This window comes from Arsenicicoccus dermatophilus (assembly GCF_046267915.1).
GTDB classification, from domain to species: Bacteria; Actinomycetota; Actinomycetes; order Actinomycetales; family Dermatophilaceae; genus Arsenicicoccus; species Arsenicicoccus dermatophilus_A.
On record NZ_CP176520.1, the window covers coordinates 2,576,811 to 2,594,118 of the forward strand.

Sequence of the window (17,308 nt, forward strand, 5' to 3'; positions counted from 1 at the left end):
GTCCAGGGACGGGTGCTCGGCCGTCGGGAGGACGGGGGTGACTAGCACGGGCTGCTCCTCGGGTCGGCGGTCCTCCCCGTCAACGTCCCTCCTTCCCCGGCTATTTCCGGCGGACGGGACGCCTGCTCGGCCCCTGGCGGGACGTCCTCCCTGCGGCCTGGTCCCCTCACCGCACCTCGCCCGTGGCGGGGTCGACCACACCGACGAGCTGGTCGGCCGGGGCGGGGTCGAGCAGCTGCGGGCCGTTGTTGCGGACGTCGTTGACCGCGGTGCTCACGGGGTAGGCCTCGAACCGCCCGGGCCGGTAGCCCTCGAGCAGGCCTCGCACGTGCTCGTCGTCCGTCCGCGCAGGGTCGAGCCAGGTGGCCCACCGCTCGGGATCCAGGACGAACGGCTGGCGGTCGTGGATGGTGTCCAGCCCGGGCTCGGCGGCGGTGGTGATGACGGCGTATGTCGCCAGCCACGACGCGGGGTCGCCCTCGGGCAAGGTCCGGTCGCGCCACAGCTCGTACACCCCCGCCATGACGAGGGGCTGCCCGTCGGCGCGGTGGATGAAGAAGGGCTGCTTGCGCGGCTTGCCCTTCGCGTCCCGCGCGGTCGGGCTCTGCTGCCACTCGTAGTACCCGTCCGCGGGGACCAGGCACCGCTGCGCGCGGGCCGCCCGCGCGTAGGCCGGCTTGTCGAGGAGGGTCTCGGCGCGGGCGTTGATCATCCGGACCCCGACCTTGACCTCCTTGGCCCAGGAGGGCACGAGCCCCCAGGTGAGCAGGCGCAGCTGTCGGACCGGGTCGGCGTCGTCCCCGGCGGAGGCGCCGCGCGGCCGCCTGGTGAGCACGACGGGGGCGGCCTTGGTGGGGGCCATGTTGTGGTCGGGCACCACCCCCGACCCCGACCCTGCCGGCGCGATCCCCAGGGTCGGCTCGCTCGTGGCGTCCTGCTCCACGTCGAGGACCGCCACGAGGTCGGCGACGTCCCTGGTGGCTGCGTAGCGTCCGCACATGTGGTTCATCATGGCCGGTCACGCGCTGTCATGGGGTCCAGTGGCTAGTGTTGTCGCAGCATCCTCTCCTCGACCAAGGACCTTCGTTGACGCGCCCCGCGGACCCCGACCATCGCTCCTCCCCTTTCCTCGCCGCATCGTCGTCGTCCGGCGACTGGGCCGCGCCCACGGCCGACGGGCCGGTGGACGCCGTGGCCGTCCTGCCGGGGAGCAAGTCGATCACCAACCGCTTCCTGGTCCTGGCGGCCCTGGCCAACGACGCCTCGCGGATCCGCCGCCCTCTGCGCTCTCGGGACACCCTGCTCATGGCGCAGGCCCTGCGTCGCCTCGGGGCGCAGGTGGAGGACCACGACGGCGAGGACCCGGGGTGTCCGGACTGGCTGGTCCGGCCCGCCCGGTTGCGCGGCCCGGCCCTCGTGGACGTCGGGCTCGCCGGGACGGTGATGCGCTTCCTGCCGCCGGTGGCCGCCCTCGCCGACGGCCCGGTGACCTTCGACGGGGACCCCCAGGCCCGCACCCGCCCGGTCGGCCCGGTCCTGCAGGCCCTGCGCGGCCTCGGCGCGGTGGTCGACGACGGTGGCCGGGGCGCGATGCCCTTCACCGTGCACGGCCGCGGCGCACTCCCCGGCGGCGAGGTCACCGTCGATGCCTCCGGCAGCAGCCAGTTCATCTCCGCGCTGCTCCTGTCGGGCGCCCGCTTCGACCAGGGGGTCACGGTGCGGCACGTGGGGCCGGCGCTGCCCAGCCTGCCGCACATCGGGATGACCGTGGAGACCCTGCGGGACGTCGGGGTGATGGTCGACGACGGCGACCCGGACACCTGGCGGGTGGAGCCCAGCGAGATCAACGCGCTGGACGTGACCGTGGAGCCGGACCTGTCCAACGCGGCGGTGTTCCTCGCGGCCGCGCTGGTGACCGGCGGTCGGGTGCACGTCCCGGCCTGGCCGCAGTTCACCACGCAGGCCGGGGACCTCGTCCGCGGGGTCTTCGAGGCGATGGGCGCTGACGTCGTCCTGGACCGCGGGGGGCTCACCGTGGTGGGGCGGGCGCTGCACGGCGTCGACGTCGACCTGCGGGACGCGAGCGAGCTGACCCCGGTGGTGGCCGCCGTCGCGGCCCTGGCCGACTCCCCCACGCGGATCCGGGGCGTGGCGCACATCCGGCACCACGAGACCGATCGGCTCGCGGCTCTCGCCCGGGAGCTGAGTCGTCTGGGCGGGGACGTCGTCGAGACCGAGGACGGGCTGCTGGTCCGCCCTCGCCCCCTGCGCGGGGAGCTCGTCCGCACCTACGCCGACCACCGCATGGCCATGGCGGCCGCCGTCGTGGGCCTGCGCGTCCCGGGCGTGGTCGTCGAGGACGTCGCCACGACCGGCAAGACCCTGCCGGACTTCGCGGGCCGGTGGGGCGACCTGCTCGCCGCGGCGCCCGGGGCCGAGGCGGGCCGGGGTGACCAGGAGCGCACCGAGCGGGGCCGGCGGCTCGGGGGGAGGCGGCGGTGACCCGGCGGACGTATGACGAGAGCGACGTGCGGATCCGCCCCAGCCGCAAGGGGTCCCGGCCGCGCACCAAGGAGCGCCCGAGTCACGACGACGCCGTCGAGGCGCTGGTCACGGCGGTCGACCGCGGTCGGTACACCACCCTGGTCGACGAGGGCGGGCCGCAGGAGCGGGTCGTCACCGCCATGAAGGCGCGCGAGCTCGGTCGCAAGGGCATCGTGGTCGGCGACCGCGTCGGGCTGGTCGGGGACCTGCAGGGCGGCCCGGACCACCTCGCCCGCATCGTGCGGCAGCACGAACGTTCGTCGGTGCTGCGGCGCACGGCCGACGACACGGACCCGGTCGAGCGGGTCATCGTCGCCAACGTGGACCAGCTGGTCATCGTCACCGCCCTGGCCAACCCCGAGCCGCGTCCCCGGATGATCGACCGCTGCCTGGTGGCGGCCTACGACGCGGGCCTGGAGCCGGTCCTGGTGCTGACCAAGGCCGACCTGGTCGACCCGGCGCCGTGGGTCCAGGCCTACTCGGCCCTCGACGTCCGCTGCATCGCGACCTCGACGATCCCGGACACCGAGGACCTCGCGTCGCGGCCCGACGCCCCAGAGCTGCTAGCCCGGACGCGGGGGCTGGAGGAGCTGCGGGACGCGCTCTGCGGTCAGGTCAGCGTGCTGGTGGGCCACAGCGGCGTCGGCAAGTCCACGCTGGTCAACCTGCTCGTCCCCGCGGCCCGGCGCACGACCGGGCACGTCAACGACGTGACCGGCCGCGGGCGGCACACGTCCACCTCCGCGATCGCGCTGCGGCTGCCTGACGACGACGGCTGGGTCGTGGACACGCCCGGCGTGCGCAGCTTCGGGCTGGCGCACGTGGACCTGGACCGGGTGATCCAGCACTTCCCGGACCTCGCGGTGGGCGCCGAGGAGTGTCCCCGTGGGTGCAGCCACGACGAGCGGGAGTGCGCGCTCGACGAGTGGGTGGTGGCAGGTCACGCCGGCGTCGGCGGCGCCGCACGTCTGGACTCGCTGCGACGCCTGCTGCGGGCCCGAGCGGGTGGCGAGGACCGCCCCGACGAGCGGGGCGCCGGCGAGCTCGGGCGCTGAGTCGCCGCACAACGCGTTCCGCCGATCCGGTCGTGTCGCCGACCACAGCCGCCCGCCGACGCCGGCCCGCCCTGCGAGCCCTCGTCATCTTTCGCCTCCAGGCACCCTTCGGCACCACGGCGATCGTCGGGCCGCTGACCTGCCTGCTGCTCGCGCACCCGTACCACGGGTCGCTCGCGCACGCCGGGCGCGGTGTCGGGGGTCGTCGTGATGGGGCCCTCGCCGGTCCTCCTGGCGCACCACCGGTCGACCGACGTGATCATCGGGTGGCTGCTCGGCCTGGCGGTCTGCCGTCGCCTCGGGCTCGCCCTGGTGCGTGACCGCTCTCGACGCACGGAGGCCAACTACGCCTGATCGGGTGATGACCTTTGGCGCGTCGCGGACAAATGGGGCGACATTTCGTGACGCACGGTTACCTTACGACGGTGATCACCTATGACGACGACGTCCGACTCGCTCATGTCCTCGCCGACTCCGTCGAGCGCGTGACGATGACGCGCTTCCGGTCGGAATCGCTCGTGGTGGACACCAAGCCCGACCTCACCCCGGTCACCGACGCGGACCGGGACGCGGAGGAGCTCATGCGCGGCCAACTCAAGCGCACGCGCCCCCGGGACGCCGTGCAGGGCGAGGAGTTCGGCACCACCGGGCACGGCGCCCGTCGCTGGATCATCGACCCCATCGACGGCACCAAGAACTACGTCCGGGGCCTGCCCGTGTGGGCGACCCTCATCGGCCTGGTCGACGGGGACGAGCCGGTGATGGGCCTGGTGTCCGCCCCGGCGCTCGGCCGTCGCTGGTGGGCCGCCCGGGGCACCGGGGCGTGGACGGGCCGCAACCTGTTCTCCGCCAAGCGCATCCAGGTGTCCCAGGTCTCCCGGATCGAGGACGCGTCGATGTCCTACGCGAGTTTGGGTGGCTGGCGGGAGCGCGACCGACTGGAGGCCTTCCTGCAGCTGATGGACGACTGCTGGCGCACCCGGGCGTATGGCGACTTCTGGTCGTACATGCTCGTGGCCGAAGGTGCCGTGGACCTGGCGGCCGAGCCCTCTCTCGCGGAGTACGACATGGCCGCCCTGGTCCCCATCGTCACCGAGGCCGGCGGGCGGTTCACCTCGCTCGACGGTTCCGCCGCACCGTGGGGCGGCAACGCCGTGGCCACCAACGGGCTGCTGCACGACGAGGTCCTGCGCCGCCTGGGCTGAGCGTTCGGCACCGCCTGCCCCCGATCTCGCACACGGTCGGCCGGGGGTCGGCGGGCGTGACGGCCTGACGGCCTTCCCCCCGACCTGGCCCCGCGCCTCGGGCGTCGGGGCCCAGGCACGTGGTCCGGGCTCAGGCACGTGGTCCGGGCTCAGGCACGTGGTCCGGGCTCAGCGCTCGCGGACCTCGACCTCGCCGCGGCCGAGCGCGCTGAGCTGGGGGACCACCTGCGCGGCGTCGCCCACGACGACGACGGTCCAGACACCCACCTGGGCCCGTTCGTAGGCCCGCAGGAGCGCCTGGGGGTCCAGCCCTCGGGTCTGGGCGAACATCTCGGTCACCCAGGTCGTGGGCAGCCCCTCGAGGGCCAGTCCGGCGGCCTCGTCCGCGATGGCGTCGGCGGTGGCGTACCGCCCCGGAGCGGTCATGCTCACGAAGGCGACACCGTCGCGCGTCTCGTCGACCTCGAAGCCCGTGCGGGCGTCCTCCAGGATCGAGAGCAGCAGCTGGACGGACTCTCCCGTGACGTCGCCGCGCACCGAGCCGGACGCGAGGAGCAGACCGTCCTGGGCGCGCGGCACGAAGGACGTACGCATCCCGTAGGTGTAGCCCTTGTCCTCGCGCAGGACCGCGTCGATCCGGGCCTGCGGCGCCCCGCCCAGGAGGAAGGACAGCACCGGGTAGGCCCCCCAGCCATGGCGGCGGTCCGGCCCGAGGCAACCGACGTACAGCTCGGACTGCACCGACCCCGGCCGGTCGACGACCACGATGCGCGCTGCGTCGTCCCGGCGCACGGGCGCCTGCGGAGCGATGGGGGCGATCCGCTGCGCCGCCCAGTCCCCGAACGAGCGCGCCACGAGGTCCCGCACGACGCTGGTCGCGTCCGGGCCGAGCGGGGACAGGTCGCCGGCCACGACGAGAGTGGTGCCCAGGGGGCCGACGTGGTCGGCGTGGAAGGCGCGCACGGCCTCGGCCGTGATGGCGCGCACGGTGTCCGGGGTGCCTGCGGAGGGACGGGAGGCGCGCACGTCCGGGGTGTAGAAGGTCCGGGCGAACTCCCGGGCGGCCCTCGAGCGCGGGTCGGCCGTCTCCTGCTCGATGTCCGCGAGGCGCCGACGTCGGGCGCGCTCGATCTCGTCCTCGGGGAACGCCGGTCGCCGGACGCACTCCGCGAACAGCTCTATCCCCCGCTCCAGACGGGCGACCGCGACGTCGAGGTCGAGCACCATCCCGAACTCGCTGGTCGAGGAGCCGAGCGCGATGCCGCCGTGCTCCAGCAGCTGCGCGAACTCCTCGGCCGGGTGGTCCTGGGTGCCCTCGTCGAAGGTGCGGCCGAGGATCGCCAGCAGACCCTCCTGCTCGCGGGGCTCCAGCGCCGGGAAGGCGGGCACCGCGAGCCGCACGCTGGCGACGTACTGGCCGGGCGTGTGGAAGACCTGCAGCCGCAGGCCGTTGTCGAGGACGTGCTCGCTCGGCTCCGGGAACGCCCAGGCTGCCGGTTCGGCGACCTGCGGCCGCGGCGGGATGGTGGTCTGGCTCATCTCAGGCCTCCTGGCTGGTGGTCGGGTCCGGGTTGGGCTCGTCGTCCTGCGGGCGTATGCCGTCCTGCCTACGCAGATAGGCGACCACCGCACGGTTGCACGGCTGGACGTAGGCCCGCGCCGACTGCCGGACCTGCTCGGGCGTGACCGCGGCGATCCGCTCGAGGAAGGTGTTGATGAAGGTCGCATCACCGTGCAGCGCGGCGTGCCCGCAGATGGCGTCCGCACGCTCGGCCTGGGACGCGAGAGCGCTCAACCATGACCGTTCGCTCTGGGCCAGGACGGACTCGAGCTCGACGCCGGTGGGGCCCTCTTCACCCAGTCGCTCCAGCTCCTCGCACAGAGCCTGCTCGGCCACGGCGGGATCGACCCCGTCCGCGACGTCCATGGTGATCAGGCCGAGGCTCACGCCGTCGATCAGGCCCCACGCGAAGCCCTGGACGGAGGTGGCCAGCTGCTCACGACGGACCAATCGGGTGTAGGCGCGCGAGGTGGACAGACCCGCCAGGACGTCGAGGGCCGCGCTCGCGGCGTAGAACTCGTCGGTGTCGTCGACCGGCAGCCGGAAACCGATGAACAGGCGGTCGCTGGGCACGTCCTCGCGCCGCTCGAGTCGCGCCGGCTCGGTCAGCGGTGGGAGCGGGGACACCGGCCCGCGGGGCGGCTCCGTGGACGCGGGAAGTCCCCCGAAGTACTTCTCCACAGCGGCGAAGCCGTCTGCGGCGGTGACGTCTCCCGACAGCGTGAGAGTGGTGTTGTCGGGGCCGTAGTACCGATGGAAGAACGCATGCACGTCCTCGAGGCTCGCCGCGTCGAGATCGGCCATCGAGCCGATGGTGCTGTGGTGGTAGGGATGCCCCTCCGGGAACACGGTGGCGTAGACGTCGGCGAGGGCGAAGCCGTACGGCTGGTTGTCGTAGCGCTGCCGCTTCTCTTCCTTGACGACGTCGCGCTGGTTGTCCAGGTTCTCTTGCGTCACGGCATCCAGGAGCCGGCCGTGTCGGTCCGCCTCCAGCCACAGCGCCAGCTCGAGGGCGCCGCTGGGCACCGTCTCGAAATAGTTGGTCCGGTCGAACCACGTGGTCGCGTTGAGGCGGGCACCATGCGCCATCAGGGCCGCAAAGTGCTCGCCACTGGCCACGTTGGCCGAGCCCTGGAACATCAGGTGCTCGAAGAGGTGGGCGAATCCGGTGCGGCCGGCCACCTCGTGACGGGAGCCGACACCGACCCACAGGTTCACGGTGACCGTCGGCACGCTGTGGTCCTCGTTGACGATGATCCGCAGGCCGTTGGCCAAGGTCCGCTCGGCGATCTGGTAGCTCAAGGGCATAGGAGCACCCTAGGCCACGCGGCTGCGGCGGGAAGAAGAGTCCGGATATGCGTGTAGCCCCCAACCGGTGGTTGGGGGCTACACGTGAATGGTTGTCCGGCGGCGTCCTACTCTCCCACACCGTCACCAGTGCAGTACCATCGGCGCTGTAAGGCTTAGCTTCCGGGTTCGGAATGGGACCGGGCGTTTCCCTTACGCTATGACCGCCGTAACTCTATCGACATGTCAACAAACCATAGGGTTTGTGTGTCGGGAGCTACACAGTGGACGCGAGCGATCTTCGGGTCAAGTTATCGGCTTATTAGTACCGGTCAGCTCCACACGTTGCCGTGCTTCCACGTCCGGCCTATCAACCCAGTAGTCTAGCTGGGAGCCTCTCACCCTCTAGGGGCATGGAAACCTCATCTTGAAGCGTGCTTCCCGCTTAGATGCTTTCAGCGGTTATCACTCCCGAACGTAGCTAATCAGCGGTGCTCTTGGCAGAACAACTGACACACCAGAGGTTCGTCCATCCCGGTCCTCTCGTACTAGGGACAGCCCTTCTCAAGTTTCCTACGCGCACAGCGGATAGGGACCGAACTGTCTCACGACGTTCTAAACCCAGCTCGCGTACCGCTTTAATGGGCGAACAGCCCAACCCTTGGGACCTACTCCAGCCCCAGGATGCGACGAGCCGACATCGAGGTGCCAAACCATGCCGTCGATATGAACTCTTGGGCAAGATCAGCCTGTTATCCCCGGGGTACCTTTTATCCGTTGAGCGACGGCGCTTCCACAAGCCACCGCCGGGTCACTAGTCCCGACTTTCGTCCCTGCTCGACATGTCTGTCTCACAGTCAAGCTCCCTTGTGCACTTACACTCGAAACCTGATTGCCAACCAGGCTGAGGGAACCTTTGGGCGCCTCCGTTACCCTTTAGGAGGCAACCGCCCCAGTTAAACTACCCACCAGGCACTGTCCCTGATCCGGATCACGGACCGAGGTTAGATATCCAGAACGACCAGAGTGGTATTTCAACGTTGACTCCACACACACTGGCGTGCATGCTTCACAGTCTCCCACCTATCCTACACAAGCCGTACCGAACACCAATACCAAGCTATAGTAAAGGTCCCGGGGTCTTTCCGTCCTGCTGCGCGTAACGAGCATCTTTACTCGTAGTGCAATTTCGCCGAGTTCGCGGTTGAGACAGTAGGGAAGTCGTTACGCCATTCGTGCAGGTCGGAACTTACCCGACAAGGAATTTCGCTACCTTAGGATGGTTATAGTTACCACCGCCGTTTACTGGCGCTTAAGTTCTCAGCTTCGCCGTGAGGCTAACCGGTCCCCTTAACGTTCCAGCACCGGGCAGGCGTCAGTCCGTATACATCGAATTACTTCTTCGCACGGACCTGTGTTTTTAGTAAACAGTCGCTTCCCCCTGGTCTCTGCGGCCACTCACGCTCGACACGCAAGGTGCGTCACGATCATGGCCCCCCTTCTCCCGAAGTTACGGGGGCATTTTGCCGAATTCCTTAACCACGATTCACTCGATCGCCTTGGTATTCTCTACCTAACCACCTGAGTCGGTTTGGGGTACGGGCGGCTCAGTCCCTCGCTAGAAGCTTTTCTAGGCAGCATAGGATCACCCTCTTCCCGCATACGCGGTCACTATCAGATCTCAGCCCCATGGCATGCGGATTTGCCTACATGCCGGCCTACATCCTTAGACGTGGACAACCATCGCCACGCGGAGGCTACCTTCCTGCGTCACTCCATCGCTTAACTACTACTGGCTCAGGTCACCTCATCCGCGACTCACCCACCCGAAGGTGGTTAGAGCCGCTTCACCAGGTTTAGTATCACCAGCCTCGCTAGGGGCGGTACTGCGCCGGTTCCGGAATATCAACCGGATGTCCATCGACTACGCCTGTCGGCCTCGCCTTAGGTCCCGACTTACCCAGGGCAGATTAGCTTGACCCTGGAACCCTTGGTTATTCGGCGGACGGGTTTCTCACCCGTCATTCGCTACTCATGCCTGCATTCTCACTCGTGTGGCGTCCACGGCTGGATCACTCCGCCGCTTCACCCGCCACACGACGCTCCCCTACCCATCAACACGCCTGAACCACAAGGGCTTGGCAATGTGTCAATGCCACAGCTTCGGCGGTGTGCTTGAGCCCCGCTACATTGTCGGCGCAAAATCACTTGACCAGTGAGCTATTACGCACTCTTTAAAGGGTGGCTGCTTCTAAGCCAACCTCCTGGTTGTCACAGCAACTTCACATCCTTTTCCACTTAGCACACGCTTAGGGGCCTTAGCTGGTGATCTGGGCTGTTTCCCTCTCGACTACGGAGCTTATCCCCCGCAGTCTCACTGCCACGCTCTCACTTACCGGCATTCGGAGTTTGGTTGACGTCAGTAACCCGGTGGGGCCCATCAGCCATCCAGTAGCTCTACCTCCGGCAAGAAACACGTGACGCTGCACCTAAATGCATTTCGGGGAGAACCAGCTATCACGAAGTTTGATTGGCCTTTCACCCCTACCCACAGCTCATCCCCCCAGTTTTCAACCTAGGTGGGTTCGGTCCTCCACGCGGTCTTACCCGCGCTTCAACCTGGCCATGGGTAGATCACTTCGCTTCGGGTCTAGACCCAGCGACTCATTCGCCCTGTTCGGACTCGCTTTCGCTACGGCTTCCCCACACGGGTTAACCTCGCCACTGAGCACTAACTCGCAGGCTCATTCTTCAAAAGGCACGCCGTCACCCCACACAGAGGCTCCGACGGATTGTAAGCGCACGGTTTCAGGATCTATTTCACTCCCCTCCCGGGGTACTTTTCACCTTTCCCTCACGGTACTTGTCCGCTATCGGTCACCAGGGAATATTTAGGCTTAGCAGGTGGTCCTGCCAGATTCACACGGGATTTCTCGGGCCCCGTGCTACTTGGGATGCTCTCCAGCAGTCCACGACGTTTCGGCTACGGGGGTAACACCCTCTGTGCCCGGCCTTTCAAGACCGTTCGCCTACATCATGGATTTCTTACTGCTCACCAGCATGTCAGTGCTGGTAGGAAAGTCCCACAACCCCGACCGTGCAACCCCTGACAGGTATCACACACGACCGGTTTAGCCTCTTCCGCGTTCGCTCGCCACTACTGACGGAATCACTGTTGTTTTCTCTTCCTGTGGGTACTGAGATGTTTCACTTCCCCACGTTCCCTCCACACACCCTATATATTCAGGTGCAGGTGACTGGACATACCTCCAGCCGGGTTTCCCCATTCGGAAATCCTCGGATCACAGTCTGGTTATCGACTCCCCGAGGCTTATCGCAGATTCCTACGTCCTTCATCGGTTCCTGGTGCCAAGGCATCCACCGTGCGCCCTTAAAAACTTGGCCACAAAGATGCTCGCGTCCACTGTGTAGTTCTCAAAACACAAACCCGTGACCACCACCTCACCACACCCGAAAGTGCAGCTTCGACAGTCCAGGAGAAACAACCCGACCTACCCCCGAGCCCCTCTCCCACAAGAGAGGACCCATACCAGGGGCGGCCCGATGTCTCAGGACCCAACAGCGCGCCACGACACCCACCACCACCAGCAGCTTTCCCCACCCACGATCCCCGAAGAGACCACGAGCCGTACTCGCCACCAGCACCAGCCGGCGCCATCCGTTCGATGTTCCACCCTTGAGCACCCCCACCACACGTTCGGTGATGAAGAGGCATATGCTCCTTAGAAAGGAGGTGATCCAGCCGCACCTTCCGGTACGGCTACCTTGTTACGACTTAGTCCCAATCGCCAGTCCCACCTTCGACGGCTCCCCCCACAAGGGTTAGGCCACCGGCTTCGGGTGTTACCGACTTTCGTGACTTGACGGGCGGTGTGTACAAGGCCCGGGAACGTATTCACCGCAGCGTTGCTGATCTGCGATTACTAGCGACTCCGACTTCATGGGGTCGAGTTGCAGACCCCAATCCGAACTGAGACCGGTTTTTTGGGATTCGCTCCACCTCGCGGTATCGCAGCCCTTTGTACCGGCCATTGTAGCATGCGTGAAGCCCAAGACATAAGGGGCATGATGATTTGACGTCGTCCCCACCTTCCTCCGAGTTGACCCCGGCAGTCTCCTATGAGTCCCCACCATCACGTGCTGGCAACATAGAACGAGGGTTGCGCTCGTTGCGGGACTTAACCCAACATCTCACGACACGAGCTGACGACAACCATGCACCACCTGTACACCGACCTTGCGGGGCACCCATCTCTGGATGTTTCCGGTGTATGTCAAGCCTTGGTAAGGTTCTTCGCGTTGCATCGAATTAATCCGCATGCTCCGCCGCTTGTGCGGGCCCCCGTCAATTCCTTTGAGTTTTAGCCTTGCGGCCGTACTCCCCAGGCGGGGCGCTTAATGCGTTAGCTGCGGCACGGAACTCGTGGAATGAGCCCCACACCTAGCGCCCAACGTTTACGGCATGGACTACCAGGGTATCTAATCCTGTTCGCTCCCCATGCTTTCGCTTCTCAGTGTCAGTTATGGCCCAGAGACCTGCCTTCGCCATCGGTGTTCCTCCTGATATCTGCGCATTTCACCGCTACACCAGGAATTCCAGTCTCCCCTACCACACTCTAGTCTGCCCGTACCCACGGCAAGTCCAACGTTAAGCGTTGGATTTTCACCGCAGACGCGACAAACCACCTACAAGCTCTTTACGCCCAATAATTCCGGACAACGCTCGCACCCTACGTATTACCGCGGCTGCTGGCACGTAGTTAGCCGGTGCTTCTTCTGCTCCTACCGTCACTTTCGCTTCTTCAGAGCTGAAAGAGGTTTACAACCCGAAGGCCTTCATCCCTCACGCGGCGTCGCTGCATCAGGCTTTCGCCCATTGTGCAATATTCCCCACTGCTGCCTCCCGTAGGAGTCTGGGCCGTGTCTCAGTCCCAGTGTGGCCGGTCGCCCTCTCAGGCCGGCTACCCGTCGTCGCCTTGGTGAGCCACTACCTCACCAACAAGCTGATAGGCCGCGAGTCCATCCTCCACCACAATGCTTTCCACCCACTGCAGATGCCTGCGTAGGTCGTATCCAGTATTAGCCCCGGTTTCCCGGGGTTATCCCAGAGTGAAGGGCAGGTTACTCACGTGTTACTCACCCGTTCGCCACTAATCCACCCAGCAAGCTGGGCTTCATCGTTCGACTTGCATGTGTTAAGCACGCCGCCAGCGTTCGTCCTGAGCCAGGATCAAACTCTCCGTAGAAAATTTGTACAATCCCAGCAAACAGAACAACAACCTGACGTTGCTGTCCGTCTACCAAAGGAACCTCAAACGAGGTAAAAAATTGGCATCAAACTTAGGCACGCTGTTGAGTTCTCAAACATCGGACGCTTGCAGTGCTAGCGACGCTCTCCGCGCCGTTTGCTCTGCAGCAACTCGTTAAACTTACTTCGTTTCGCCTTGGCGTGTCAACTTGCCGTCCAGGCGTTTATGGCCTAGCCGAACCAGTGACCCGCTTTGGGCAACTCGACTAACTTAACTCATGCTCGGCTCGGTGTCAACCCGCTCGCTGCGCGTCCTGGTGGACGACGAGATGAGGGGTTGCGCTCCGTGGCCGGGGCACGAGGAGAGACAGTACACATCACGTGGCGCCGGGGCAAAATCGGGATGAATCGGGCGGCAAGGCACCGCGGTGGTGGGCTGACCGATAGGCGCTCGCCGGCAGCAACCCTCATGGTCCGCACACCCCCACGGACACCGGCGTCCCGGCACCCACGACGGGGAGCCATCGACGACGAAGGCCCGGACCATCTGGTCCGGGCCTTCGTCGGGCTGCTGCCTGTCGTAGCGGGGGCAGGATTTGAACCTGCGACCTCCGGGTTATGAGCCCGGCGAGCTACCGAGCTGCTCCACCCCGCGTCGGTATGGTCTGAGGTTACGGGACGGTGGATGCCTCATGCAAATCCGTCACCCCGGAAGCGAGCTCGCGGTGGTGGCGGGCGACGACGCCGAGGCGCTGGGCATGGCGGGTGACGGTGCTGGTGCGGGGGCGGTCGCCTGCGGCGACGGGGTCGCCGGCACCACCGTCGTCTGCCCCGGTCGCTGGGCCGCGGCGGCACTCTCGATCGCCACCCGCAACCGCCGCTGGGCCTCGCCGTACGCGGTGAAGTCACGGGCCGCGAGCGCCTTGTCGGCATCGGCCATCGCCCGCTGGGCGAGCGCGAGCTGGCGGGCGACCTCCGCCGACCCGGTGGCCGGCGCCTTCGGTGTCTCACCCCCGGGCGAGGCCGTCGCCCCCGAGCTGCCGCCGAAGAGCCCGTCGAGCGCCCCGTCCAGGGTGTCGGACCAGGCCAGCTTGTCGCCGAAGCTCGCCACGATGGCCTTGGACTGCGGGTAGGCCGAGGTGCTGGTCGACGCCTGCACGTAGATCGGCTGCACGTACAGCAGTCCCCCGCCGACGGGGAGGGTGAGCAGGTTGCCCTTGGTGACCTTGGACCCTCCGGAGGACCCGCTGTTGAGGAACTGTCCCAGCGTCAGGGCGAACCGTGGCGACGACGCGGCGCTCGAGGAGATCTCGTTCGCCACCTGCTGCGGGCCCTGCACCTGGGCGTCCTTGGGCAGCTCGAGCAGCCGCAGCGTGCCGTAGCCCGCCCTGGGTCGGCCCGGCTGGTTCCCCGCGTCCGCGTCGGCGGACAGGAAGGCCGACAGGACCATGCGGTTCTCCGGCGTGAAGGTGGAGGTGAGCGAGTACGTCGGTGCGCCCTGACCCGGCACCTGCACCGAGAGGTAGTACGGCGGCTGGCTCGGGGTGTCCACGGTCGCCCGCTGGGCGGGGTCACCGGGAACCTTCCAGAAGTCCTGACCACCGAAGAAGCTGGCCGGATCGGTCACGTGGTAACGAGCGAGCATGGAGCGCTGCACCTTGAACAGGTCCTGCGGGTAGCGCAAGTGCGACATCAGGGCTCCGCTGATCGCCGACCGCGGCTCGACCACCCCGGGGAAGGCGCGCATCCACGCCCGCAGGATCGGGTCCTGCTCGTCCCAGGCGTACAGGTGCACGGTCCCGTCGTACGCGTCCACCGTCGCCTTGACCGAGTTGCGGACGTAGTTGACCCGCGCCGGGGCCTGAGCCGTGCGGCTGCGGGAGGTCTGCGTCAAGGCGTCCGTCGTCACGTCCTGCAGCTCGGTGAGCTTGGAGCCCGGGTAGCTCGAGCTCGTCGTGTACCCGTCGACGATCCACTGGATCCGTCCGGAGACGACGGCCGGGTAGGGGTCGCCGTCCAGCGTGAGCCAGGGCGCCACCTTGCCGATCCGCTCCCGCGGGGACCGGACGTCCAACAGGCGCGACTCGTCGTTGACGGTGCTGGACAGCAGGATGTTGGGCTCGCGGTACGCGATGGCGTAGGCAAGCCGACGCGGCAAAGACCCGATGGGAACCCCGCCAGATCCCCGGTAGGTGGTGCGCCGCTCGCCCCCCGCTGACCCGTCGGGGTGGTCGAGCTCGGCATCCCCGCTGCCGGGCGGGGCGCCCACGATCGAGTAGGTCGGCGACTCCTCGCCGAAGTAGATGCGCGGCTCGTAGGGTCCGAGCCGTCCGGTGGTGGGGATGTTCTGCTCGAAGAACACCGGCTGGCCGTCAGGCCCGCGCCGGTTGCCGTAGGCAGCGACCAGCCCGTAGCCGTGGGTGTAGAAGGTGTGGTCGTTGACCCAGTTGCGCCGGGCGGGATCCAGGTCGGCCAGCCGCAGCTCCCGAGCCCCCACGACCGCGTCCACCGACCGGCCGTCGACGGCGTACCGGTCGACGTCCAAGGTGGTCGGGAAGGAGTAGAAGGCCTTGACCGACTGGAGCGCCTCGAACGTCTTGCCCACGACGGCAGGGTCGACGATCCGGATGCCCGGGATGGTCTGAGCGTCCCCCCGCAGCTGCCCGGGCGCCGCCGTCGCCTCCGCGGCATACGGCGTCTGCACGATCCTGTCCAGGCCGAAGGCCGCTCGCGTCGCCTCGATGTTGCGCTGGATGTAGGGCTGCTCCAGGGTCCGCTCGCTCGGCCGCACCTTGAGGCTCTGCACGAGCATCGGGTAGATCGTGCCCACCACGAGACCGGTCACGGCGAGCAGGGCCACCCCCACGACCGGCAACCGCCACGATCCCGTCCGGATCGACGCCAGGAAGAACAGCGCGCACAGCACCGCCGCGGCGGCGAGGATCGAGCGCCCCGGCAGGACCGCGTGATCGGCGGCATAGGTGATGCCCGTGATCCGGGCCCCGTCCGCGAGCGCGAGGTCGTACCGCCCCAGCCAGTAGCTCAGCCCCTGCACCAGCGCGAGAGCGGCGAACAGGCAGGACAGATGGACGACGGCGGCGCGGCTCGACCGCCCCCCCGCGCCCGGGGGGCGCAGACCGCCGTACACGTAGTGGGTCAGGCCGGCCACGATCGCGGCCAGCACCAGGGACATCAGCGTGAAGTCCACCAGGAAGCGCAGCCACGGCAGCGTGAACACGAAGAAGCCGACGTCCATCCCGAACTGCGCGTCCTTGCGCCCGAAGGGGACCTGGTGACGCCACAGGAGGAAGGTCTGCCACTGGCTCGCGAGCGCCGTGCCCGAGAGGATCCCCAGCATGCCGGGGACCACCCAGGTCGCCAGGCGACGCAAGGGGTCCAGGACGGTGCGGTAGCGGTCCAGCGCCACCTGCTCCTCGGTGACCGGCGCGTAGACCGGACGCAGCCGGTGGCCCAGCACGACGCTCGACAGGGTCAGCCCACCCACCGTCACCGCACCGACCAGGAACAGCACGGTCCGGGTCGTCAGCTCGGTGGTGAGCACCCCCTGCCGGCCGAGAGAGCCGAACCACAGCACCTCGGTCCACAGACCCGCCAGGGCGCCCAGTGCCAGGGCCACCATCGCCAGGATCGTGACGAGCGGCCCCATCACCCCACGACGGCGACGGCGGCTGCCCGGTGGCGTCACGCGCCGCGCGCCGGTCGGCTCCCCGTCCTGGGGGCGCGGGGCCTCGTCGTCGCTCACGCTCGGGTCCTCCTGCACAGGTCCTCGCCGGCCGGACAGCCAGGGACGGTCTTCGCGGACAACCTACCCCGCGGGGCTGGAAGAATGGCGACCGTGACCGAGACGCCCCGCATCGTGCCCACCCCGCTCATCACCTGCGCCGTCGACACGGAGCGGCACGTGTCCCGCTCCGGCTGGGACCAGCCCACGCGGCTGTTCGCGCTCGTGCGCACCGGCGACCTGCTCGCCGCCGAACCGCAGCTGAGCCGGCGGCTCGCCGAGGAGGACCCCGACGGCCTCACCGCCGTCGAGCAGGAGGACCTGCCCGACGCGGCCGGGCTCGAGGAGCTGCTCGCCCAGATCGTGTGGCCCGAGGAGGTCGCCGGGACCGCGATCAGCGTCGAGCGGATCGTGGTGCCCCCGGCGGCAGAGAGCGGTATGCCGCAGGACCCCGAGGCCGCGACGGCCTACCTCGCCGCCCATCCCGACCGCCAGGACGTGCGGCTGCTCGTGGCCGTGGAGCGCGGCGGCGAGCAGGTCACCCTCCTGCGCCAGCGCGCCCACGACAACGACGACGCCGTCGCGATGGGGGCGGACATCGCGCCAGGCCTGGTCGAGGCGCTGCGCGGAACCCTCACCGACTGA

9 protein-coding genes, 1 tRNA gene and 3 rRNA genes are annotated in these 17,308 nt (G+C 67.7%); 5 read left to right on the plus strand and 8 right to left on the minus strand.

What is annotated here, in order from left to right; all coding sequences use genetic code 11:
* Positions 1-166: 166 nt before the first annotated feature.
* A complete protein-coding gene (locus tag ACK2IS_RS12170) occupies positions 167-1,000 on the minus strand; it encodes an SOS response-associated peptidase (protein ID WP_409483585.1) in 834 nt (277 codons plus the stop codon).
* A gap of 86 nt (positions 1,001-1,086) precedes the next feature.
* Here ACK2IS_RS12170 and aroA point away from each other — a divergent pair, with 86 nt between their 5' ends.
* From aroA to hisN, 4 genes are all read left to right on the plus strand, one after another.
* Positions 1,087-2,502 (plus strand): 3-phosphoshikimate 1-carboxyvinyltransferase, encoded by a 1,416-nt coding sequence (aroA, locus tag ACK2IS_RS12175; protein ID WP_409483586.1) that lies wholly within the window; start codon positions 1,087-1,089, stop codon positions 2,500-2,502.
* Complete coding sequence (locus tag ACK2IS_RS12180; protein WP_409483587.1) at positions 2,499-3,599, plus strand: ribosome small subunit-dependent GTPase A; 1,101 nt, start codon at positions 2,499-2,501, stop codon at positions 3,597-3,599. Before aroA ends, ACK2IS_RS12180 begins: the two co-directional genes overlap by 4 nt.
* 192 nt (positions 3,600-3,791) lie before the next feature.
* Complete coding sequence (locus tag ACK2IS_RS12185; protein ID WP_409483588.1) at positions 3,792-3,953, plus strand: hypothetical protein; 162 nt, start codon at positions 3,792-3,794, stop codon at positions 3,951-3,953.
* 71 nt (positions 3,954-4,024) lie between these two features.
* Positions 4,025-4,804 (plus strand): histidinol-phosphatase, encoded by a 780-nt coding sequence (gene hisN / locus ACK2IS_RS12190; protein WP_241452612.1) that lies wholly within the window; start codon positions 4,025-4,027, stop codon positions 4,802-4,804.
* Positions 4,805-4,972: 168 nt separating this feature from the next.
* Here the strand turns inward: hisN and ACK2IS_RS12195 are convergent, their stop codons facing one another.
* The 7 genes from ACK2IS_RS12195 to ACK2IS_RS12225 all read right to left on the minus strand — a co-directional run bounded on the left by ACK2IS_RS12195 (position 4,973) and on the right by ACK2IS_RS12225 (position 16,684).
* On the minus strand, positions 4,973-6,343 hold the full coding sequence (locus ACK2IS_RS12195) for a M16 family metallopeptidase (protein ID WP_409483589.1): 1,371 nt from the start codon (positions 6,341-6,343) through the stop codon (positions 4,973-4,975).
* Position 6,344: 1 nt separating this feature from the next.
* Entirely contained in the window at positions 6,345-7,673 is a 1,329-nt protein-coding gene (locus ACK2IS_RS12200; RefSeq protein ID WP_409483590.1) for a M16 family metallopeptidase, read from the minus strand.
* Positions 7,674-7,767: 94 nt separating this feature from the next.
* Positions 7,768-7,884 (minus strand): 5S ribosomal RNA (rrf, locus tag ACK2IS_RS12205).
* 70 nt (positions 7,885-7,954) lie between these two features.
* A 23S ribosomal RNA gene (locus ACK2IS_RS12210) occupies positions 7,955-11,057 on the minus strand.
* Between the two features lie 342 nt (positions 11,058-11,399).
* Positions 11,400-12,919 (minus strand): 16S ribosomal RNA (locus tag ACK2IS_RS12215).
* The 16S, 23S and 5S rRNA genes sit together here, the layout of an rRNA operon.
* Positions 12,920-13,502: 583 nt before the next feature.
* Positions 13,503-13,576: transfer RNA gene (locus ACK2IS_RS12220), tRNA-Met, on the minus strand.
* A 48-nt stretch (positions 13,577-13,624) separates the two neighbouring features.
* Positions 13,625-16,684: a UPF0182 family protein gene (locus ACK2IS_RS12225; RefSeq protein WP_409483591.1), complete on the minus strand. Its 3,060-nt coding sequence runs from the start codon at positions 16,682-16,684 to the stop codon at positions 13,625-13,627.
* An 84-nt stretch (positions 16,685-16,768) separates the two neighbouring features.
* Here ACK2IS_RS12225 and ACK2IS_RS12230 point away from each other — a divergent pair, with 84 nt between their 5' ends.
* The gene (locus ACK2IS_RS12230; protein ID WP_409483592.1) at positions 16,769-17,308 is read left to right on the plus strand and encodes a PPA1309 family protein; all 540 of its coding nucleotides are present in this window, start codon (positions 16,769-16,771) and stop codon (positions 17,306-17,308) included.

Bases quoted from the DNA above. Each gene is read 5' to 3' on its own strand.
- ACK2IS_RS12170 (WP_409483585.1), bottom strand. From the start codon at position 1,000: ATGTGCGGACGCTACGCAGCCACCAGGGACGTCGCCGACCTCGTGGCG.
- ACK2IS_RS12200 (WP_409483590.1), bottom strand. From the start codon at position 7,673: ATGCCCTTGAGCTACCAGATCGCCGAGCGGACCTTGGCCAACGGCCTG.
- ACK2IS_RS12195 (WP_409483589.1), bottom strand. From the start codon at position 6,343: ATGAGCCAGACCACCATCCCGCCGCGGCCGCAGGTCGCCGAACCGGCA.
- ACK2IS_RS12230 (WP_409483592.1), top strand. From the start codon at position 16,769: ATGGCGACCGTGACCGAGACGCCCCGCATCGTGCCCACCCCGCTCATC.